Genomic DNA, 21,488 nt, shown 5'->3' on the forward strand with positions numbered 1-21,488 from the left:
CCAGAAACAGGGAGGATGGCACTTTCTGCACAAATACAGAAAGACTGCGCTAGGATTTGTTGATGAAGAACTACTATTTGGAAGAACTGTCCTACTTGCGTGAGCTTGGGGCAGAATACGCAAAAGAGCATCCTGCCATAGCTCCCCTGCTTGCCTCGCGCAGCACGGATCCAGACGTGGAACGCCTGCTCGAGGCCACGGCCTTTCTCTGCGGTCTTGTCAACGAGCGCCTGGACCAGAATTTTCCGGAAATCGTGCAGGGCCTGCTCGATATCACGGCCCCCCACATGCTCAAACCCGTTCCCTCGCAAACGCTCATTCAGTTCTTTCCCCAGGGTCAGGTCAGGGGAGTACAGCGCCTTCATCCAGGCAATCAGCTGGACAGCGTGGAAGTGGCGGGCACACGCTGCACCTACACCCCCTGCCATGCCCTGGACATCTACCCCGTCACGGGCACTTCCACACGGATCCTTGAGCAAAGGACAGGAGAAGCCATTGTAGAGACCACCATCCAGGCCTGCGCAGGCCTTGGAAACTGGTGGCCCGGGGAATTCACCATCCATGTGCACGACACGTTCGGCTCAGCCTGTCAGTGGCTCTACCTTCTGGCAACGCGCTGCACACGGATAGAGATTGAGGCAGAAAGCGAGAGGCTTGTGCTTGGCCCCTCCGCCCTTTCCTGCGAGCTGCCGGCCTGGACCCTGTTCTCCGAAGATTCGCCCCTGCCAAGCGCCACAAGGCTTCGCAACTACTTTGTCCTGCCGGAACAGTATCTTTTCCTGCGCCTTGCTGGCACAGCAACCCTCGCCAGGGCTGCGGCAGCCACACGCGTTATCGTACGCTTTTTTATGCGCGCAGGCGACATCCCCCGCCATATCTCGCCCAATCTCCTGCAGCTCAATGTGGTTTGCGCAACCAACCTTCTCCCCTGCTCAAGCGATCCCTTCATCCTGCGCCAGGACAGGCAGGAATACCGCCTCTCCCCCCAAAAGGACAGCGCACGGCAGCTTGAAATCCATACCATACGCAAGCTCACAGGCATACGGCGTGGCCAGGAGCACCATGTGTACGAGCCCTACACGAGCTTTAGGGAGGATGCATCGGCAGGAACTTATACGGTGCGCAGAAAAAGATCGCAGATAAACGGCCGCATGGAACACTATGTGTCCCTGCTCTACAATGGCGGCCAGGGTCCTGCAGATGGCGAAACCCTGGTGAGCGAGCTTTTGTGCTTCCACCACACACTCCCCCTGCAGCTCCACGAGGGCGACATCCGCGTTCCCACGGACACAAGTCCTGCCATGGTCACCTTCAAAAATATCCTGCCCCCCTCGCCAGCCATGCCGGCCCCGGACGACACAAGCCTCAAGTGGCGCCTGTTTTCCTGCCTGCACGCCAATATGCTCCCCCTTGCCAACACCAAGGCCCTGAAGGAATATCTCACCCTGTGGCTTCCGGCTGCAGACCCGGATCCCACCCGTCTGACCCTGAACAGGGAGCGCATAGAGGCCATACAGGACTTTTCCTGCGAAAACGAGGAATATCTGTCGCGCGGACGCCTTGTGCATGGGCAGCGCCTTTGCCTGAAACTTTCCGGAGAGTGCTTTGCCAGGGCAGGAGAGCGCTTTCTTTTCGGCCTTGTGCTGGACGAAGTTCTTGCCCAGTACGCGACCATCAATACCTACACGCGCCTTGAAGTAACGGATCTGACAAGCGGAGAGACACTCTCATGGAAGCCAAGACTGGGCAGCCGCCGGCTCATGTGATTGAAAACCTGCTCGCAAGGCCGAGGTCCTTCAGCTTTATCCAGGCCGTGCGCCTTTTATGCAACTACCACGCTGGAGAATGGAAGAGCGCCGAGGACTTTTTGCGCCACGGGCTGTCCATTTCTCCGGATCTGTCCCTGGCGCACCCAGGCACGGACATAGCATCGCTCAAGTGTATTGAGCCAGCACAAGAATCCGAAAAGACGGACGCCACTGGACCTGTGCGCTACGCCATGACCGTGACCTTCCTCTCCCTCTACGGTGCGTCGAGCCCCCTGCCCACCTTCTACACGGAAGAGCTCATCGAGGAAGCCAGGGAAGACCGCGACGAGAGCAGGCGCTTTCTCGACATCTTCAATCAGGCGCTCTATGTCCTCTACTACCGCGCCTTCAACGCCTACAAGCTTGGGCAGCGCACCCTGGAGGAAGGGGACAAGGACCTGGCTCTTTTGCAAAGAGCCCTGCTCGGCTTTGGTCTTTCCGGCCTTGAGAAGGAGGCAGGAGCAGGCTACGCGGATCTTTCCTGCATCCCGATCTTTCTTAGGCATACGCGCTCGGCCCACGGCCTTGCCCTCACTCTGAAAATACTGCTTGGGGCGGGCAGGTTTGACATCGAACAGTGCCTGCCAAGAACTGTGTCCATACCTGGCTGGCAACGCCCCCGCCTTGGCTTCATGCTCCTTGGCGAGGACGTCATTGGTACAAGCGTAGTCGATCTTGAAGGCGCATTTCGCGTCCATGTGCGTGATCTTGAGGAAGGAGACGTTGCGGACTTTCTTCCCGGAGGCAAAAAACTTGCCCAAATGGGAGCCATCATTCGCCGCTATCTGCACAGTACCCTGGCCTGGGATATTGTGCTGCACCTGAAGGCCGGCACCTACAAAACCGCAAGCCTTGGCGGCTGTCGCCTGGGAGCCACGGGCTTTTTGTGCGAACTGGAAGGCTCCCGCATGCGCAGCTTTCGCTTCACCCCTTCCCGGGGAAGGCCATGAGACCCAAAAAGCCCCTGGCTTTTGCCTTTTTTGTTGCATTTGCAATATGTTCGCCACTTTTTTTCCTCTGGCGTCCGGGATAAAAAAAGGCTACAAAAACGAGTGTTCCACATTCGGGAACAATCCCGCATGCCTTCCCTGCCGACCCCTTCCTGGCTTGCGCTTCCCCCTCCCATTGCTCATGTCAGTGGCCGGCCAGACTTTCATTCCCAGGCAATCATCCCAAATCGAGGAGATATATCATGTCCAAAGAAGGTTCCGTAGCCCCGAAGGAGCGCGTCAACATTGTCTACAGGCCTGCCACGGGCAATGTACAGGAAGACGTTGAGCTGCCATTGAAGCTCATGGTGGTTGGCGATTTCACGCAGAGAACGGACGATCGCCCCATAGAGGATCGCGCACCGGTTTCCGTAGACAAGGACAATTTCAACGACGTCATGAAGGCCCAGGGCCTGCATCTGTCCGTAAACGTTCCCAATCGCTTGAGCGAGGAAGAGGACGCGCGGATGGCGGTCAATCTCAAGTTCGAGAAGATGAGCGACTTTTCCCCGGACGCAGTGGCAGCACAGGTTCCGGAACTGGCCAAACTGCTCGAATTGCGCGAGGCCCTGAAGGCCCTCAAGGGACCCTTGGCGAACATTCCGGATTTCCGCCGCAAGCTGCAGGAGCTGGTCACGGACGACGAGGCCAGAAAGACCCTGCTTGAAGTACTCGAAATCAGCGACAAGGATGAGCAGTAATGAGCGAACAACTGAAGGAACAGACGGAAAAACTGGCCACAGCAGAGCAAAAAAGCCTTCTGGACGAGATAGTCGAAATCACGAGGCTGAAACCCGGAGACGAGGGCTTCAGCGCTACAAAGACAGGCCTCAAGGCCTTTTTGAAGGAGCTGGTTGGCACAGGATCCCAGCCCAAGGTCTCGCCCACCCTTGTGGACAATATGCTGGCGGACATTGACAGACAGCTCTCGCTCCAGGTCAACGCCATCATGCACTCCGCCCCCTTCCAGGAGATGGAGCGTTCCTGGCGCGGGCTCAAATACCTTGTGGACAACACGGACTTTCGCCAGAACATCAAGATAGAGTTTGTCAACGCCTCCAAGCAGGACCTTTTGGACGACTTCGAGGACGCACCGGAAATCACCCGCTCTGGCCTCTACAAGCATATCTACACAGCGGAGTACGGCCAGTTTGGCGGTCAGCCCGTAGGCGCTGTCATTGGCAACTACGACTTTGGCCCAGGCAACCAGGACATGACCCTTCTGCAGAACATGGCAAGTGTCTGCGCCATGTCCCATGCTCCCTTCATCAGCGCTGCAGGCAAGGACTTCTTCGGTATCGAGCGCTGGGAGGAGCTGCCCAATCTCAAGGATCTCAAATCCCTCTTCGAGATGCCGCAGTATACAAAGTGGCGCTCCTTCAGGGAAAGCGAAAATGCCCGCTACGTAGGACTGACGCTTCCCCGCTTCCTCCTTCGCGTGCCCTACGGTGCGGACACCATGCCGGCCAAGACCTTCAGCTTCGAGGAAGAGGCTGTCAACAGCGAGGACTTTTGCTGGGGCAATACGGCCTTTGCCCTTGCGGGAAGGCTCACGGACAGTTTTGCCAAATACCGCTGGTGCGCCAACATCATAGGTCCCCAGGGCGGCGGGGCTGTGGAAAACCTGCCTGTCTACAACTTCGAGGCCATGGGCCAGCTGCAGACCAAGATCCCCACGGAAGTGCTCATTTCCGAAAGGCGCGAGTTCGAGCTCTCAGAGGAAGGCTTCATAGCACTCACCATGCGCAAGGGTGCAGACAACGCGGCCTTCTTCTCCGCCAATTCCTGCCAGAAGCCAAAGGTTTTCCCCAACACTCCGGAAGGCAGGGAGGCAGAGCTCAACTACAGGCTCTCAACCCAGCTGCCCTATATGATGATCATGAACCGGCTTGCCCACTACATCAAGGTAATCCAGAGGGAAAACATAGGCACATGGAAGGAGCGCGAGGATCTCGACACCGAACTCAACAAGTGGATAAGCCAGTACGTGACGGAAATGGACAACCCGGACGCTGTCACGCGCAGCAAGAGGCCGCTTCGCATGGCAAAAATCGTCGTAAACGATGTTGCCGGGGATCCGGGCTGGTACAGCGTGGACATCTTTGCCAGACCCCATTTCAAGTACATGGGTTCCAACTTCACCCTTTCCCTGGTGGGCAAGCTTGACAAGAGCTAGGCCATTTGCAGGGATACAACTGCAATTCCCCCAACAAACATGTGTTTTCGACTGTACAAAGATCAAATATGACAGTCAGCTTTGACAAGGAGTCACTATGGCACTTACATCGTACATGAAGATTGAAGGACAGAGCCAGGGCGAGATGAAGGGCGATTGCCCCCAGGGTGGCGACAAGAAGGACACCATTATTGTCTTCGCTGTTGACCATGAAATAGAGATCCCCAAGGACACCCATACTGGTCTTCCCACCGGACAGCGCATCCACCATCCCCTGACAGTGACAAAGCACGTCGATCAGTCAAGCCCCAAGATCTACAAGGCCTGCTGCACAGGCGAGCAGTGCACAGTGACCCTGGATCACTACCGTATTGGTCCGGTTGGCGTGGAGGAGAAGTATTTCACCATCAAGCTCGAGGACGCCATAGTCGTATCCGTGCGCAAGAAGACCCCCATGACCTTCCTGCCCGAAAACAAGCCCTATGCGGATATGGAAGAGGTTTCCTTCACCTATTCCAAGATCACCTGGACCTATAACGACGGCAATATCGAATACGTGGACGATTGGAAGAAGTAGGATTCCCTATTTCGGACACAAGCAGGACGTATAAGGCAGGCCCTTGTGCAACCACTGCACAGGGGCCTTACCCAAAAGCAGAATCGGGCCAAAAAGGGACGCTTCAAGAGCAGGGAGACGCAGTATGTTGGGCGTTGACATGAGGGGACTTATAGACAGATGCGGCAGCGTGTGCACGCGTGCCCTGCACAGGGCAGCGGAGCTGAGCGTAGGCCACACCCACTATGAGGTGACCTTTGAGCATTTTCTCATCTCCCTTCTGGAGGACGCGACCTCGGACGCAAGCCTTGTGCTTGCGCGCTCCAAGGTGGACAGCGGCGCCCTGAAGGAGGAGATAGCAAGAACACTCTCCCATTTGCGTTCGGGCAACACGGGCCGCCCTGTCTTTTCGCCCACCCTGCAGGACGCTCTCGAGGCTGGCTGGCTTTGCTCATCGATTGACCTCAAAAGCCGGACCCTGCGCTCCGGTGGCGTCCTTCTGGCCTTTCTCATGCGCCCGCGCCTCTACTCCCAGGGCGACTACCACCTCCTTGTGCGCTCCCTGGACCCGGCAGCCATTGTGCGGGACTTCGCCAGTTTGAGCGCTGGCTCTGCCGAGGAAGAGGCCCTTGTGGCGGACTCCGAACATGCGGAAAAAGGGGACGGGGAAGCAGCCAGGCAGGGCTTTATTGCCCGCTTTTGCGAGGATTTTACAGCCAAGGCCAGGGAAGGTCGTGTGGATCCTGTCTTTGGCAGGGATCAGGAAATACGCCAGATGGTGGACATCCTGGCAAGGCGCCGCAAGAACAACCCCATCCTGGTAGGCGAGCCGGGTGTCGGCAAGACCGCCGTCATGGAGGGGCTGGCCTTGCGCATACACGAGGGGGATGTTCCGGAAACGCTGCGCGACACGACCTTGCTTGGCCTGGACATAGGGCTTCTCGAGGCAGGAGCCTCGGTCAAGGGCGAGTTCGAGCGCAGGCTCAAGGGCGTTCTTGAGGAAATAAAGGCCTCGGCAAAGCCCATCATACTGTTCATAGACGAGGCACATCTGCTTGTGGGCGCAGGGGGCAGCGCCGGGGGCTCGGATGCGGCCAATCTCATGAAGCCTGCCCTTGCCCGTGGCGAAATTCGCACCTGCGCTGCCACGACCTGGAAGGAGTACAAGAAGTACTTTGAAAAGGACGCGGCTCTCGCAAGGCGCTTCCAGCTTGTGCGTCTGGACGAGCCCTCAGTGGAAACGACAACCCTTATCTTGAGGGGGCTCAAGGAAAGCTACGAAAAGGCCCACAAGGTACTTGTGCGCGACGAAGCATTAGAGTGCGCAGCGGACTTTTCCGCGCGCTACATTACGGGTCGCTTCTTGCCGGACAAGGCTGTAGATCTTCTGGACACGGCCTGCGCCAGGGTGCGCGTGAGTCTTGCTGCCAAGCCTGCTCCCCTGGAAGATAGTGAGCGCAAGGTGCAGGCCCTTGAGCGCGAGCTTTCTGCCCTGAAAAGAGACCAGGACGAGGGCATAGCCGTGGATGCGGTACGCCTTGAAAAAATCGAGGCCGGCATAGAGGAAAACAGAACAGCGGCGCGCGCTCTTGAAAAACGCTGGCAGGAAGAAAAGGGGCTTGCCATGGCTGTTGTCGCTGCGCGCGAAAAGCTTTCCAAGGCAAGGGCTGCGCAAAACACAAACGTGTCCAGCCCCACTGAAGACAGCGCAGAGCCCCAGGAAGAGATACTCGATCCCGAGACGGCACTGGCAAGGCTGCAGGAGGCCAGGGAAGCCCTTTGCGCGCGCCAGGGCAACGATCCGCTTGTGAGCGTGGAGGTCACAGCGGACGTTGTGGCAAAGGTTGTCTCGGACTGGACAGGCATTCCGGCTGGCAGGGTGGCCAGGGATCAGGCAGCCCAGGTCGCAAGCCTGCACGAAACGCTCTCCGCTTCCATACGCGGTCAGGATGCGGCTCTTTCGGCCATTTGCGAGGGCATACAGGCAAGCCGTGCCGGCCTCAATTCCCCAACCCAGCCCATGGGAGTCTTCTTGCTTGTGGGCCCCTCGGGTGTGGGCAAGACGGAAACGGGCCTTGCGCTTGCGGACGCGCTCTTTGGCAACAGGGAGAGCGTCATCACCATCAACATGAGCGAATTTCAGGAGCGGCATACGGTCTCGCGCCTTGTGGGCTCCCCTCCAGGCTATGTGGGCTTTGGCGAGGGCGGACTCCTCACGGAAGCAGTGCGCAGGCGCCCCTACTCCGTTGTCCTCCTGGACGAGGTGGAAAAGGCACATCCGGACGTCATGCAGCTTTTCTACCAGGTCTTCGACAAGGGCGTTCTGAACGATGGCGAAGGCACACAGGTGAGCTTTCGCAACACAGTCATACTGCTCACCTCCAATCTTGGCACGGACATCACCCAACACCTATGCGCGGACTCAAGGTCTCTGCCAGATCAGGAAAGCCTCATACACGCGCTCAGACCAACGCTTTCAAAACACTTCCAGCCTGCCTTGCTTGCGCGCATGCGTATCGTTCCCTACACAAGCCTGCACGAGGACGTTTTGCAGGATATTGCAGGCCTCAAGCTTGCGACCCTTGCCTCGCGCGTGGCTGCCAACAACGGCATGGTCTGCACCTTTGACGCGAGTGTTGCTGCCTGGCTTGCTGCCCGCTGCACGCAAACCGATACAGGCGCGCGCAACATAGACTATGTTCTGGCAGGAACTGTGCTGCCTACGCTTGCCAAGAACATCCTGCGGCACATGGCGGACGACTGTCCCCCGGACAACGTGCATCTGAGCGTCGAGGAAGGCGAACTTGTGCTGGATTTCTTTGAGGCAGGTGCTACGCCCAAAGTCGAAAGTGACGCCTGCCAGGATACTGACAGCGCCAAGGCTTGCGCTGCGCTTGAAAAGTCCTGATGGAAACCTCACTCTTTCCACATCTGGCCCTGACGTCCATTGCCCAACCTCTCCCTGCGCAGGACGGGTCGGCCCTCTTTCAGTGCCTCACAGTGTACCTTGGCTTTTCCCTTCTTGAGAAGGGCAGTGTTGTGCCTGTGGAAGAGGCCCTGCAGGCAGCTGGCTCTGCCTTATGCGAGGGAAGCGTCCTTGATCTCGGACTTCCCAAACAGGGGGCAGAGTGGCTGTGCGCAGGGTGTGCCATGGCAAAGGACAGGGAAGCTGCGCGCTCCCTTGTGGCGAGCATACGTGTAGGGAGCCTTGAGCGCTCCTTCCTTGTCCTTGGGGACAGGGTTGACGATGGCCTGAGAGGCCTCAATCCTCAACCCTTCGAGCGCATGCCCCTGGACTGGAAGCACACCTATGGTGGCCCGGGGTTTGCGGAAAATCCCAAAGGGGTGGGCGCTTTGGAAACAAGGGGCCTGCGTCCCCTTCCCAATGTCCTTGCCCTGTCCAATGCGGGAGAAGCCGAGAATTTTCGACCAGCCTGCCCCATGCCGCAGGATATGGCGGCAAGGTCAATCCCCAAGGGAACCTTTGACGCACAGTGGCTTGCACGCCATTGGCCTGCTCCGCCTGTGGATTTCGACTGGTCCTGGTACAACCTTGCGCAAAGGGAGCAAATCCAGAAAAGCCCCTTTGAGGGCCTTGAGGAAATACGCGTGCTTGGCATGCACGAAAAAGGCGAGCTTCACTCTTCCCTGCCGGGATTGCGCGTGCGCCTTTTTGCCCAATACGCGGACAAGGGAAACGGATCGTCCAGAAAGCCCGGATGGTACGAGTTTGCCGCAGCCGCAGACACGGTCTGGCTTTTCCCGAACAAGGCGCTTGGCCTGCAGCTTTGGCACGCCCTTGTGCCAACGCTTGACGAAAGGGGCTCGGACATACAAAAAATCCTTGTCTGCCACGAAAGGGTCAACGGTCCAAGAAACGACCTTCATACACTCCTGGCCATGAAGGCCGAGCTCGACGCGACAGAGGCGAACGCGGCAGAGGAAGCCATGGGGGCTGCAGCCCCCGAAGCCTCCCTGGCAACGCCCGCGTTCGCAGCCCCACAGGCTCCGGATACCCCGAATGCCCCGGGAAAATTTCCGGAAGGCGGGACAAATCCTGTGCCCGATTCCGGGCAAGTTGCCAATGCTCCCGCACCTTCCCTGGAAGAGGCTGTGAATACGGCGAAAAAAAAGGCCAGCGAGGATTTGCCTGAGCTGCTTTTGACCATTAATCCCATACTCGAGCGTCAGGGAATGCGCCCATTGAGCGTCGAGGAGGTGGAGCGCGAAATAGCCCGCCAGGCAGGCGCCATGAAAGAAATCGGAGGCGAACTGCAAAAGGCTGACATGGCTGCGGACACGGCCAGCGACGCTTTTCTTGACCCGGGTGTGCTGCGCAAGGCAGGCCTTCCTGCGGACTACGGGGAGCGCCTTGAAAGGGTTCTTGCCATGACCCCGCCAAGGTTGGAGGACTATGCGAGCATGGAGGCCTATGACGCTGCCCTTGCAAGCTTCGGGGACCAATTTGCCTCGCTTGTCAATGCACCTTCCAGCGTGCGCGACAACCTTGTGCGCCAGCTTAAAATCGCAGCCCAGGGAAAGATTGCGCCAACGTTTTCTGACGGCCCGGACCTTGAAAAGGCACTGCACATGGCTGGCCTTAAAGGGGACGGCAAGGGTCTCGAAAAGGCCCTCTCCCCGCTTGACTCCGGCTTTTTGGGGGACGCGGCCATACTCTCGGTGTGCCAGAATGTTGCCCTGGCCCTGGGCATTGACCCAGGCCTTGTAACGGGACAGATGACTGGTCTTCTGGCAAGGGCAAGGCAGGGTGTCTACCAGGATCCAGCCCTGCAGGACGCTTTGCAAAAGCTCTTGCGGACAGGTGGGACGAACGAGGACACAATCAGTGCCCTGTTGGCCAGGGTCGCGGACATGCCGAAAGACAAAAGCCTGGATCTCGCGGGCCTTGCAAAAGAGTGCGGCGTATCGGGCGCGCTTTGTTCCGACATACAGGCCCTTGATCCCCTTCCCGCTGTTCCTCTGCCAAAGCCTGCCGACAGCATTCCTGATGAGGCAGACACAGGGGATGAGGCTGGGCAGGCGGAAGCCGAAGCTGTTCCAGATCCTCAGGAAGATCCTGCGCAAGCACCAAAGGGTGAGGATAACCAGGCAGATCATCCGGGCATAACGGACTTTTCAGGACAAAATCTTTCCGGAACAAGCCTTGCGGGGCTGAATCTGGCAGCCGCCCTGTTCGATGGGGCCAACCTTTCCCATTGTGATTTTTCCGGCTGCAACCTCGAGGGCGCGGACTTTTCGAACGCGGATCTTTCCCACGCCACTTTTTCCGGGGCATGCCTTGACAGGGCCGAGCTCAATGGCTGCCGCCTCAAAGGCACAAATCTCTCGGGCGCAAGGGCAAGGGACGCGGATTTTTCCGGCTGCGTCTTCGAGGAAACTGTTCTTTCGGGCCTTGATGCAAGCGAGGCAAATTTCACAAACATCAGGGCAAGGGGAGCCGACTTTTCCGGATGCCGTCTCTCACGGGCCTATTTCGCAGAGGCAGACCTTGCTGGTGCACACATGGACCGCGCGCTTCTTGAAGGGACAACCTTCGAGACATGCACCCTTCAGGGATGCTCCCTTGCCAATGCGCGCATGAATGGCGCGCGCATCTATTTTAGCAGCCTCGATGACGCTGCCTTTTCAGGGGCAAGCCTTGTGGACAGCAACTGGCTTGAATGCAGGGGCAGGGGCATTGACGCGTACGGGGCACATCTTGAAAAGGCCCTGTTCGAGACCTGTGTCTTTCATAAGGCTAACCTTGCAGCCATGACAGCCCACGAGTGCCGCTTTCTTTCCTGCGACCTTTTCGGCAGCGATCTGCGAGGGGTCGATCTTTTGTTCGGTGCCTTGCGGGACTGCCGTGTGGGCAATTGCGACGTGCGGGGGGCCAACCTCTTTGGCGCTGATCTGATGAACCTGGCAGTCAATGAGCGGACCAGACTTCAGGGCGCCAATGTGGCTCGGACCTCGCTTGCAAGGGGTGCCGTATGACAGCCAGCATGACAGACACGGATTCCCTTTCCGGCAATCCGCAAAACACGGACAATGCAGGCAACACGCAGGACCTTGTCCAGAGGCTCAAAAATGCCCAGGGAAAGCGTTTCGAAAACCTGTCCCTTAAGGGGCTTGACCTTGCAGGGGCCCAGATTTCCGACTGCGTCTTTCAGGACTGCAACCTTCAGGACTGCAACCTTTCCGACGCCCAGCTTGTGCGCTGCACCCTTTCTTCCTGCACGCTTGCCGACACAAACCTTGAAAACGCTTCCTTCGAGGAAGTGACCTTTGCCCACTGTCATCTTGCAAACCTGAACCTTGAGGGGGCCCTTGTTGGCAAATGCCGCTTTGAGGAGGGAAACCTTCTTGAAGGACTTTTGCTCAAAAAGGCCATAGTCGAGCGCTGCGAGGGGCTTTCCCAAACAAGAATACGCGCATCAAACCTCGCCTCCTGCCTCTTTCTTGCCTGCGATGTTTCCGGCTGGAAGATTGAGGAGTGCAAAGGGGATTTGTGCATCTTCAGGGAATGCCAGGCAGACGGCCTGACTCTTGTACAATGCTGCCTTCCCCAGCTCATCTGCCTTGATATCAGCCTCAAAAAGGCAGTTTTTGAGGAGTGCGAGCTTTGCCACGCGGGCTTTTCAGGCTCGGATTTGTCCGGCGCAAGCATTGTCTCCTGCGACTGCCAGGGGCTTTTTGCCCAAAACGCCAACCTCAAGGGAGCCCTGTTCGAAAAGACCAGGCTTGAAAAATCCGTCTTTTCCAAAGCAAACCTTGCCCTTGCTTCCCTTGAAGGGGCAGATCTTTCCATGAGCGACTTTTCCCACGCCTGCCTTGATGGCGCAAATCTGGCTTGCGCGAACCTGACCCAGGCCAATTTCCACGCAGTCTCCCTGCAGGGCACTGTGCTTGACGGAGCACTTCTTGACAATATCCGCTCCACGGATCGGGAACTTCTTGCAGCGGAAAGCTTTGTCCCCGGACATATGCCCCTGTAGCGGATGTATCCTGCCCCTCACGAGTACAATAATGAAAAATACAGCAAACAATCAGGCAAGGCTTCCAGACGATGCTCCCTTCATGGGGCAGTGTCAGCTGCACGAAGCCAGTGTCTTTTCCGTCCTTGGGGACAGTTTTCTTGTGAACGGCCCCCTTGGCCTTGTGAAGGCCAAAAGAGCCTCTTCCTGCCTTGTTGCTCCCGACAGGGGCGATTTGGTCCTTCTCTGCCAGACACAAGCGTCCTCCTACATCCTCGCAGTCCTTGAACTTTGCAATGAGAAGGCCGACATTGTCCTTCCCAAGGAAAGTACATTCAAGGGCCAGGACATTTGTCTTGAGGCGGACAGGGACATTCTTTTCAAGGGATGCGGTGTTCGCACTGAGGCGAGGCACATGGAAGTGCAGGCAAGCCTTGTGCGCCTGTGCGGACTGCGCCTTGAAAAGGCCTTTCGCAGCGTGCAAACCAGAGCCTCAAGCCTTGTGGCAATGGCCGGCCGCGCCTTCGGCTTTTTCGGGCGCAGGCTTGAAAAGGTGGACGGTGTGTGCGAAACCGAGGCCCAGCGGATGCGCGTAAGCACAAGCGAGCTCATGCGCGTGCGCACCCGCTCCCTGGACATGCGCTCGAAAGACAGCGTCATCCTGGACGGACGCAACATCAGGATCGGCTAGTCCGAATAAATGCAAAAGCCCTTGGGGGAGACATGTTTGCCTTGACAAATCAGGGTGGCAACCTCACAGCCCTCGCACCGGATGTCTGCAAGGTCCCAAGCCCTGCGGGACCTGTGCCAACACCCTTTCCCAACATGGCCGTCTGTTCCATGGTCAACCCTTCATCGGCCTGCACCAAGGTCATGGTGAGCGGAGGGCTTGCCCTCACGGTGAAATCAAAGACCATGCTCTCCAACGGCGACGAGGCTGGTACCCTCATGGGCGTTGTCTCCAACAAGATTATGGGCGAGGTGGCCTTTGTGCAGGGCTCCATGAAGGTCCGCCTCGAGGGCAAGGCAGCCGTGCGCAACGCGGATCCGACCACCCACAATGCCAACAATACCACAGGCATTGCAGCAAGCCCCACCCAAACAAAGGTCATGGTCTCCTAGGCATGTCCCCGCATTCATCCCAAACCTCCAGCGCAAGCCCAAAGGCGCATATCGTCCCTTTTCTCCTTCTCTTGGCCCTCCTCTGCCTTTGCACGCTTTGTGGCTGCTCGTCCAAAAAGGATCCCTACGCCATGCCAAAGCCCATGCCGGCAGAAAGTCCGGAAAAGGTCGTCTGGAACGAAGAGCCAGGCGCTATCACGGTGATTCTTGACGCGCAAAGCGATGCAAACCTCATCGACGGTGAGGGGCACGCCACAAGCCTGTGCGTCATGCAGGTGCCGGACGGGGAAAAGATTCGCGCCCTTGGCGCAGACGAGCAGGGGTTGCGCTCGCTTCTTTTGTGCAAGCCTGCACCCCCGGACATCATTACTGCGACCCAGCTCTTTGTGCAGCCAGGAGAGTACCGCGTCTTTCCCCTGGACCGCGCGGCAAACGCGAAGCACATTGCCGTGGCAGCGGGCTTCAACACCCTTTCAACTTCCGGCTGCCTGGCTGTTGTCCCCATCCCCGTACACGAGGACAGCGAGCGATCCTATCTTTTCTTTTCCCACCCGGTCTTTACGGCAGCAGACATGAATCTTGCCATAGACATAGGCCAGGCCAGCATCAACGTGCGAGGAGTCGAGCGTGACAACTGAACCGCGTCTTTTCTGGGAACACGGAACCCTCTTGCAGCCGCAGCACTTCCAGCTTCTGGAAATGTCCAGGGCTACGGACTGCACGCTTCTCGCCTCCCTTTCCTCGCCCTACCCCTGGGGGGTGCGCGAACTTCAAATCGACGAGGATGCTCTGGCTCTCGGGATCGTCAGCCTGAAGGCTCTTGATGTGATCTTCCCGGATCTCACCCACGCTGTTCTCGGACAAAACGCCCTCATCGCCCCCCAAAACTGCGCTGAGTTTTGGCCCAACCGCGAGGAAGCGCTTATGGTCTGTCTGGGTCTTCCGGCACTCTCCCACGCAAGTCCCAATGTGACCGAACTTGCGCGCCTTGAGGGTGAGGAGCTTGCAAGGGCCTCCACCCGCTTTGTGGCAAGCCATGACCCCGAACAAAGACAGGATCTTCTGGCAGGGGGTGCCCCCGCGGACGTGCGCTTCATGCTGCTCAACCTGAAACTTGTCTTCAGGCAGGAAGGTTCGGAAAGGGCCCCGGGTGGAGATCTTGCACTTCTCCCCCTGGCACGGCTGCACTCGAATGCCGGCACCATTGTCCTGGACAAGGGCTATGTCCCTCCTTGCGTCGACATTAGGGCAAGCAAGATTTTGCAGGAGTACGTAAAAGGTGTGCGCAACACCCTTGCCTCAAGGCTTCAGCAGTTTGAGGACTACAAGCTCTCGGCAAGGGAAACCTCGGGCAGAAGCGGGCGTCTTCCGCTCACAATCCAGTCCCTTGCCCTGCACACCATGCTGCAGGTCCTTGCCCGCCACCTTCCCCTCTTTGAACATGTGTGCGAGACAGGCTTCGGCCACCCCTGGACTGTCTACGCCATGATGCGCTCCCTTGTTGGCGAACTCTCCCTCTTTAGCCCAAACGTCAATGTCCTTGGAAAGTCCAGGGACGGGACAAATTGCCTTCCAGCCTACGATCACCTGGATCCGGCAGGAGCCTTGGGCAGGGCAAAGGCCCTTGTGTCCGAACTTGCGGCCCACCTTGCCACAGGCCCGGCCCACGTTCTTTCCTTCGAGCGCAAGGCTGACTTCTGGACGCTCTTTTTGCCAGAATACGCCCGCTCGGACTACGACTTCTGGCTGCAGGTGCGCAGTGAGGACGTCTCCTTCCTTGCAGGCCTTGCTTCCAGCGGCCTGCGCTTTGCAAGTGAGGATCAGATAGCTGCTCTTTTAAGCCGCTCCCTGCCAGGCGTTCCCCTCACCGAGGAGATGCAGCCCCAGGGCCTGCCGCGCCGCGAGGACACGCGCTATCTTCTGCTAGGCACTGCCTCCCCCTTGTGGTCTGCCATCCAGCAGGGCGGAAAGGCTGCCCTCTTTTTGCCAAACGCGCCAGAAGACACGAGAGTGCACCTTGTGCTCATGTCCCCCAGCGCCCGCCCTGGACAATAGCCCCTTTTTCGTCCGAACACGCCCATCCAGAGCATTCTCTTCCGCCTTCAGGATACCGTCATGCCGCACACGTCCCCATTTTCATCCGCCATGCCCCATGCAGGGCAGCCGCAAGGTCCTTTGGCAAGGGATCTTTTCGCGCAGCTTCGCAGACGCTTTGAACCAATGCTCTCGCTGGCAGTAGCGCACGCATCCGCAGATGGCGAAAGGGACTATGAAAAGCTTTCCGGTATCATGGCCCAATTGTGCGACAAGGAAGAGCGCGAGCCATCCGTCCTTGCCCAAAACCAGCTTGAGGCCTGCCGTCTTGCGGCCTATGCCCTGGTTGACGAGATATTGCTTGGCCTTCCGCAAAGCGGCTGGTTTGCCCACGGCCTTCAGCTGCAGCGCCTTGGCAGGACGGATGGGGGAAACGCCTTCTACGCGGCCCTTTTTGCCATGCTCACTGAGGCCCTTGAGACGGAAAGCAGGGACGCGGACATTTTGCTTATGCACCCTGTGTACAAAAACCCGGATAGGTCCCATGCCCCTGCAGGACTGACAGGCCTTGCAGGCCATGCTGTGCATGACACGCGCGACATAGCCCATGCCATGGCCAACCTTGCCGATACCTGTAACGCAGATTCCCACAATCCGGCACTCGCGGCAGCGTCCTTCATGGCGCTGTGCCTGCTCTACGGTTTTCGCGGCTGCCTGTACGCCGAAGAGCGCGCAAGGGAGCTGGAGGACATGCTCTCCTCTGCAGCAAGGCTTTGTGCAAGGTTTTTTCCCAGGAATGAGGCCAGCATTCAGGATATCCCCCAAAGGGCACCTCTCCCAAAAAGCCTTTTTGCCAGACTCAAGGCCAGGCTTGGGCGTCCCGGGCCCATCTTCCTTGTGCTCTTCCCCATCCTTGTCACGGCGCTGTGGTACCTTGTCTGTGCAAGCTGTATCAACAGTCTGGATCTTCCCTGGATAACGCGCTCCTGACAGGGGAGTCCCAAAATCCGTACAACAGGAACTGCACGCAACTCAAGGGACACACACATTTTCCGCATATAAGGAGGAGGCGCTTATCTCCCTGTACTTTTCCAGGGGATGCGCCCATATAATGATGACGGCTCTCAAGGCTCTTCTCACCGGCATTCTCTGCCTCTTGCTGCTTGCCCTGCTCGCGGGGATAGTCTTTTTGGCGTCCCTTTTCCTGGGCTTCGAGCTCAAAAGCCTCATTATGCCCCTTGTCGTACTGGCAGCCCTTGTGGTGCTCTTTTTTGCTGGCAGAAGGCTTTGGCTCTATCTTGCAGGAAGACGCTTTCGCAAGACGGTCCTTGCCACGGACACAAGAAAGGTTGCGTCACAAGTTGTCGACGAGGCAAACGCCAACGCCATGGAAGAGGCCTGCAGGGCAGGCCTTGCCCATATGGATGCGATGAGTCTTGGCCGCAATCCCCTGGTGTTTGTCCTGGGATCTGCGCAGGGCAATGCTCATGGGCTTGCAAGTGCCCTTGCCACGGAAGCCCCGCAAGGTGTCGCAGGCCCTAGCCCAATGCTTGCCTGGCACTTTTCCGACACCTTAAGCCTCATTGTGCCGGATCCAGCGCATCTTTCCCTGAAGGATGGCACATTTCGCCAAGGCTTTGAGCGCACCCTGGATCTTCTCAAAGGCCACAATCCCGCAGAACCAGTATCCGCCATTCTTGTTGTTCTCTCGGTGAGGGAACTGGCAGGTATCGACCAAGACGACATGGGAGCTGGCATGGCTTCGGGCCTCGCAGACAGGGAGCTTACGGAAAGGGCCCGGATATTGCGTGCACGCTCAGAGGACATCCTGCGCGCCCACAGGGCCCGCATGCCATTGCATGTGGTAGTCACCGGCATCGAGGAGATGGAAAGCGTAGGAGAGCTTTTGCAAACACTCTCCCCTCTCTCGCGCGAGGTTCTGGCTGGCAGGGACTTTGCAGGGGACACATCTCCAAACGACTGCGCGCACGCTGCCCTTTGCGCATGCTCTAAAACCCTTTCGGGTCTGGTTCTTGCCGAGGCCTGCCAGGGAAGGGCTCCCAGGGGCAAAATGCTCGATGCTTCACGCGACATATTTGCCCTGGAATCCGGACTTGCCCTCTTTTTGAGGGCCCTGCTCCTGCCAGTGGTTGAGGGAAAGACACCCTTCTTGCGCAGCATACGCTTTGCAAGCCTTGGCGAAGCTCACGAAAAGCCCCAAAAAGTCAGGGAAGCAGCCACTCCCCTGGCTGCCCTTGCCAGGGACATTTCCGCGCAGCCCGGCACTCAAGCCCCCAAAGCCCTTGTGCCGTCCTTTGTGCAGGGGCTTGGCGCTGTCATTGCCCGGGATCGCAGCCTCTATGTGAGCCTTGAGGAAGGAAGCGCCCACGACAGGCCAAGGGCCCTTGCCTATGGCGCATGCTGTCTGGCGCTCCTCGGAATCTGCGCCCTTGCAGCCCATGCAACGCTGCACACAACACAGGGCCTCAACGAGGCAAAAAGGCTGTGGCTAGAGGCGCAGGACAACACGGCACCCATGGCACGCCTGCAGGACGAGGCACAGGCCATACGCTTCCTGCAGGGAAGGCATTCTCCCCTGCCAGGCCTTGGCCTGGACACAACAGACAATGAGGTAACCAGGGCAGGGCGCGTGTTTGCCACGAATTTCGAGCCCATTCAGGAAAGGGTCCTTCAGGAGTGTCAGAGCCTTGGTCTGGGCAACGAGGCGCAGGGCTTTGCAGCCATGCAGCGCGTGCTCTGGCTGAACCACGTGATAGACGCGCGCCTTAAGGGACAGGAACCCTCCCTGCCCTTCCCCCTGGAAGGCGAGAGCGTCACTTCCGGGACAAGCCTTTGGACACCGGATTTCGGCAATCTCTTTGCAGTTCACACATCCCTTGCCTCTCAAACCGAGCTCGAAAACCTGCAGGGACGCCTTGCCGCCCTGTCCGGCCTTTTGGTCGGCCGCGACGCACAGGCCATTTTCCATCGCCTGTGCGCCCTGGAAAACGCCAGGGCTCCGCGCGGCGAATTCCCCACTTCACGCTACTGGCCGGGATCCCCAAGGGGCAGCGCGGGCTTCTCCTCTGTACCGGCCATCTATACACCCCAGGGTTACGCATCGTTGCACGACAATCTGGAGGCCCTGAGCCGCGAAGCAGGAACAAGGCTTGACGAGCAGCCCTTCTGGAAGCGCTATCTGCAGGACTACGCAGACGTCTGGGCCCAGTTCATCAAAAAAACGGACAACGCCTGGCTTGTGACGGACAATGTGGAAAGCCTTGTGCGCATGAGCGCCCAGGGCGAGGGCAAGAAGGATCCCTATTTCAGACTGATAGCGGACATTTCCCTGCAGCTCGAACCGCTCTTTGCGGAAAACGCGGCTCCCCCTTGGGCAGACGATCTGCGCCTTGTGCGCGACATGCTCCTTGTCTGCGAGGCAAGGGGAAGCCAGGACGCAAGATCCCTTGCCTCTGTCCTGTGGGATGCGACAAGCCTGGAGCGGCGCGATCTGCGCATTTTGCAGGAGGAAATTCGCGAGCGCAGACAGGTAGGCTTCCTTGTGGACGGCGTCAATGCCTTCGAGGCCTATCTCGCTGCCCTTGAAGAGCTTAGGGGCACCCTGGCGGACCAGGAAGGAAGCCTTGCCCTGGCAGCCATAGACTTCGGGGGCAGGGAGTACGGGGATCCGGCAAAGACGGCCTTTGCCCGCGCAAGAACTGCTCTTGGGGAACTGAGAAAGACCCTTGGCCTGAAGGCACAGGAGCGGGGTAGCCGGGAAAAAAGCCCTGCCTTCATGCTTGTGTCAGGCCCCCTGCGCTTTTTGGAGCAGGCCATCACCTATTCGGCTGCAAGCTCCCTGCAGCGCCTGTGGGAGAGCGAGGTCCTGCCCCAGGCAGCCCTTTTGCCTGCCGAAGAGGCAGTGGAGGGACTTTTCGGAGAAAAGGGCCTTGTCACGGCCTTTGCCACCCAGCATCTGGCGCCCTTTGTCAGCCGCAGCGTAGGCGCCTACAGGGCCAGGACCAGAGGCCTTGTGACCTTTCCCTTTGCAGACGCATTCCTGAACTTCATGCAGGAGGGCAAGAGCGCCCAGGCCAATCCCCTGCGCGAAAGCTACAGCGTTGCCATCAAGACCTCGGCTGCGACCATCAACCCAGACGCTGCCGAAAGGCTTGAGTACTACGAAGTCTCCCTCACCTGCCGCAAGGGCAGGCAGAGTGTGCGCAACGCAAACTACCCCAACGATGCCGTCTTCGAATTCGAGCCGCAAAACTGCGGGGAGGGCAGGATATCCTTCAGCTTCCCCTCCTTGAAGCTTGAGTATGCCTACAGTGATTTCAGGGCCCTGCTTGAGGATTTCTCCCTTGGCGAACGTGTCTTCAGTCCCAATGATTTTCCGGAACAGGCCGATCGCATGGAGCGTTTGCGCATACACAATGTGCGCGTACGCCTTCTCGCGGACGATGCACCGAAGGTGCTCTCGGCCTTCACAGGCGAGCTTGTGGTGCCCACGCGCATTGTGAGCACCTGGTAGCCTGCATGTCCTGCCTGCAATCCTGGATTCCAGCCGAGCGACATCGAAGAGCAATGTCGCAAAGATACACGGGCAGAGAAGAAGGCAGGCCCGGGCGATAGTCACAGATCTTTCCCTGAGCGAAATTCAATTCCTTGCATAGTTCCCTGTCCGTACCTCATAGTACATTGGAGTGCCCGTTGATCAGCAAACGCCTTACATCCTACATGACCCAAATCCTTCTGGTATGGTGCACTCTCTTTGCGGTTCTTGCCATCATCACTGTGCAGGGGCTCGACTGGGAGGCAAAGGTTCCGATTCCAAGTAAGGAAATCCCTGTGCAGACTGCAGCCGTGCCCCCTCCACTTCCCCCAAAGGTCCAGGCAAAACCAGCTCCTGCACCATACTCCCTTCTGCCCGTGGGCAAGGAACAGGGACAGGGGAGCCTTGGAAATTTTTCGTTTTCCTGGAACAGGGAAAAGGCGCAGCTTTTTCTTGCCATACCCTATACGGGCACATTGGGCGCCTACACGACCTTTCGCTTCGATCGCGTAAAGGCCCTTGTCTTTGATCTGCACGGCCAGTGGCAGGCCCAAGCAACGACCATGGTCGTACCCGCAAAGGACTGCCCTGTGCGCAGGATTCAGCTTGGGCAACACGGGAGCTTTGCCCGCTTCTCCCTTGTCGGAAACTACGAGACTGAAAGCGAGGTCCGCTACACAAAAGACCAGCTGACCATAGTCCTGAGCGGGGTGCGCGCAAAGGCCGATACTTCCGGGACAAGAGCCGGGAAATAGCTTTCCATGGAACGCACACGCCTTCTCGAACGCATCCGCAGCATGGCCCGCAAACCCTCGGAGAACAGGGATCTGGGGGGAACGGACATGGAGGCCTTGCAAAACTCCATTCTCGGGCACCTTGTGCGCCTTTTGAACACAAGGCAGGGGTCGAGCATCATTGCCCAGGACTACGGCATGCCCGATCTCACCTACTTGTGCAGCACGGACAACGTAGGCAACATCGCCAAAATCGAATCCATTCTCACCAGTGTCATCCAGCGCTACGAACCAAGGCTTTCCGATGTCAGGGTGCGCTTTTGCAGGGACAAAAACGAACCCTTCACGCTGTGCTTTGCCCTCACTGCCACACTCACAGGCAGACAGAATGACACCATGTATTTCCAGACTGTTCTCACTCCAAACGGGCGCATCAATGTGCGCAGATACAGGGAAGACGAGAGCGAAGAGAACGGAAATTCGGTCCCGGAAAAGACAGGTTTGGGCAGACCATAGCAACTGAACAGGCAATACGGA

Annotated in this window: 16 protein-coding genes; all 16 read left to right on the forward strand. The window is 58.2% G+C overall.

The window, feature by feature from the left end:
• Window positions 1-62 precede the first annotated feature (62 nt).
• Window positions 63-1,766, forward strand: coding sequence for a type VI secretion system baseplate subunit TssF (gene tssF / locus B5F76_RS10595; protein WP_087354341.1), 1,704 nt, complete (start codon window positions 63-65; stop codon window positions 1,764-1,766).
• Complete coding sequence (gene tssG / locus B5F76_RS10600; protein WP_087354343.1) at window positions 1,730-2,758, forward strand: type VI secretion system baseplate subunit TssG; 1,029 nt, start codon at window positions 1,730-1,732, stop codon at window positions 2,756-2,758. The genes tssF and tssG overlap by 37 nt, the downstream gene beginning before the upstream one ends.
• Before the next feature lie 242 nt (window positions 2,759-3,000).
• Entirely contained in the window at window positions 3,001-3,498 is a 498-nt protein-coding gene (gene tssB / locus B5F76_RS10605; RefSeq protein ID WP_087354344.1) for a type VI secretion system contractile sheath small subunit, read from the forward strand.
• Window positions 3,498-4,973 (forward strand): type VI secretion system contractile sheath large subunit, encoded by a 1,476-nt coding sequence (gene tssC, locus B5F76_RS10610; RefSeq protein WP_087354346.1) that lies wholly within the window; start codon window positions 3,498-3,500, stop codon window positions 4,971-4,973. The genes tssB and tssC overlap by 1 nt, the downstream gene beginning before the upstream one ends.
• A gap of 97 nt (window positions 4,974-5,070) precedes the next feature.
• Entirely contained in the window at window positions 5,071-5,550 is a 480-nt protein-coding gene (locus tag B5F76_RS10615; protein WP_087354348.1) for an Hcp family type VI secretion system effector, read from the forward strand.
• 124 nt (window positions 5,551-5,674) lie between these two features.
• Complete coding sequence (gene tssH / locus B5F76_RS10620) at window positions 5,675-8,437, forward strand: type VI secretion system ATPase TssH (protein ID WP_087354351.1); 2,763 nt, start codon at window positions 5,675-5,677, stop codon at window positions 8,435-8,437.
• On the forward strand, window positions 8,437-11,526 hold the full coding sequence (locus B5F76_RS10625) for a DUF2169 family type VI secretion system accessory protein (protein WP_087354353.1): 3,090 nt from the start codon (window positions 8,437-8,439) through the stop codon (window positions 11,524-11,526). Before tssH ends, B5F76_RS10625 begins: the two co-directional genes overlap by 1 nt.
• Window positions 11,523-12,527, forward strand: a complete 1,005-nt coding sequence (locus B5F76_RS10630; protein WP_087354354.1) for a pentapeptide repeat-containing protein — start codon at window positions 11,523-11,525, stop codon at window positions 12,525-12,527. Before B5F76_RS10625 ends, B5F76_RS10630 begins: the two co-directional genes overlap by 4 nt.
• A 31-nt stretch (window positions 12,528-12,558) precedes the next feature.
• The gene (locus tag B5F76_RS10635; protein WP_087354356.1) at window positions 12,559-13,197 is read left to right on the forward strand and encodes a DUF3540 domain-containing protein; all 639 of its coding nucleotides are present in this window, start codon (window positions 12,559-12,561) and stop codon (window positions 13,195-13,197) included.
• A 32-nt stretch (window positions 13,198-13,229) separates the two neighbouring features.
• Window positions 13,230-13,628 carry a DUF4150 domain-containing protein gene (locus tag B5F76_RS10640; RefSeq protein WP_087354358.1) on the forward strand — a complete coding sequence of 133 codons (399 nt, stop codon included), beginning with the start codon at window positions 13,230-13,232 and terminating at the stop codon, window positions 13,626-13,628.
• A 71-nt stretch (window positions 13,629-13,699) separates the two neighbouring features.
• Window positions 13,700-14,266, forward strand: coding sequence for a type VI secretion lipoprotein TssJ (locus tag B5F76_RS10645; RefSeq protein ID WP_162608808.1), 567 nt, complete (start codon window positions 13,700-13,702; stop codon window positions 14,264-14,266).
• Window positions 14,256-15,683, forward strand: a complete 1,428-nt coding sequence (gene tssK / locus B5F76_RS10650) for a type VI secretion system baseplate subunit TssK (protein WP_087354362.1) — start codon at window positions 14,256-14,258, stop codon at window positions 15,681-15,683. Before B5F76_RS10645 ends, tssK begins: the two co-directional genes overlap by 11 nt.
• 60 nt (window positions 15,684-15,743) lie before the next feature.
• Window positions 15,744-16,652, forward strand: a complete 909-nt coding sequence (locus tag B5F76_RS10655; protein WP_087354364.1) for a DotU family type IV/VI secretion system protein — start codon at window positions 15,744-15,746, stop codon at window positions 16,650-16,652.
• Window positions 16,653-16,773: 121 nt separating this feature from the next.
• Window positions 16,774-20,196, forward strand: coding sequence for a type VI secretion protein IcmF/TssM N-terminal domain-containing protein (locus B5F76_RS10660; protein WP_087354366.1), 3,423 nt, complete (start codon window positions 16,774-16,776; stop codon window positions 20,194-20,196).
• 179 nt (window positions 20,197-20,375) lie between these two features.
• The gene (locus B5F76_RS10665; protein WP_087354368.1) at window positions 20,376-20,972 is read left to right on the forward strand and encodes a hypothetical protein; all 597 of its coding nucleotides are present in this window, start codon (window positions 20,376-20,378) and stop codon (window positions 20,970-20,972) included.
• Window positions 20,973-20,978: 6 nt separating this feature from the next.
• On the forward strand, window positions 20,979-21,467 hold the full coding sequence (tssE, locus tag B5F76_RS10670) for a type VI secretion system baseplate subunit TssE (RefSeq protein ID WP_087354370.1): 489 nt from the start codon (window positions 20,979-20,981) through the stop codon (window positions 21,465-21,467).
• Window positions 21,468-21,488: the final 21 nt, after the last annotated feature.

Origin of the sequence: Desulfovibrio sp. An276, from assembly GCF_002159665.1 — a bacterium.
Classification (GTDB): domain Bacteria; phylum Desulfobacterota; class Desulfovibrionia; order Desulfovibrionales; family Desulfovibrionaceae; genus Desulfovibrio; species Desulfovibrio faecigallinarum.

What these genes read in the sequence shown, in the direction of transcription:
- B5F76_RS10660 (WP_087354366.1), top strand. Translation starts at nt 16,774, where the DNA reads ATGATGACGGCTCTCAAGGCTCTTCTCACCGGCATTCTCTGCCTCTTG.
- B5F76_RS10630 (WP_087354354.1), top strand. Translation starts at nt 11,523, where the DNA reads ATGACAGCCAGCATGACAGACACGGATTCCCTTTCCGGCAATCCGCAA.
- tssG (WP_087354343.1), top strand. Translation starts at nt 1,730, where the DNA reads ATGGAAGCCAAGACTGGGCAGCCGCCGGCTCATGTGATTGAAAACCTG.
- tssC (WP_087354346.1), top strand. Translation starts at nt 3,498, where the DNA reads ATGAGCGAACAACTGAAGGAACAGACGGAAAAACTGGCCACAGCAGAG.
- B5F76_RS10625 (WP_087354353.1), top strand. Translation starts at nt 8,437, where the DNA reads ATGGAAACCTCACTCTTTCCACATCTGGCCCTGACGTCCATTGCCCAA.
- B5F76_RS10640 (WP_087354358.1), top strand. Translation starts at nt 13,230, where the DNA reads ATGTTTGCCTTGACAAATCAGGGTGGCAACCTCACAGCCCTCGCACCG.
- tssH (WP_087354351.1), top strand. Translation starts at nt 5,675, where the DNA reads ATGTTGGGCGTTGACATGAGGGGACTTATAGACAGATGCGGCAGCGTG.
- B5F76_RS10655 (WP_087354364.1), top strand. Translation starts at nt 15,744, where the DNA reads ATGCCGCACACGTCCCCATTTTCATCCGCCATGCCCCATGCAGGGCAG.
- B5F76_RS10635 (WP_087354356.1), top strand. Translation starts at nt 12,559, where the DNA reads ATGAAAAATACAGCAAACAATCAGGCAAGGCTTCCAGACGATGCTCCC.
- tssE (WP_087354370.1), top strand. Translation starts at nt 20,979, where the DNA reads ATGGAACGCACACGCCTTCTCGAACGCATCCGCAGCATGGCCCGCAAA.
- B5F76_RS10615 (WP_087354348.1), top strand. Translation starts at nt 5,071, where the DNA reads ATGGCACTTACATCGTACATGAAGATTGAAGGACAGAGCCAGGGCGAG.
- tssF (WP_087354341.1), top strand. Translation starts at nt 63, where the DNA reads ATGAAGAACTACTATTTGGAAGAACTGTCCTACTTGCGTGAGCTTGGG.
- tssB (WP_087354344.1), top strand. Translation starts at nt 3,001, where the DNA reads ATGTCCAAAGAAGGTTCCGTAGCCCCGAAGGAGCGCGTCAACATTGTC.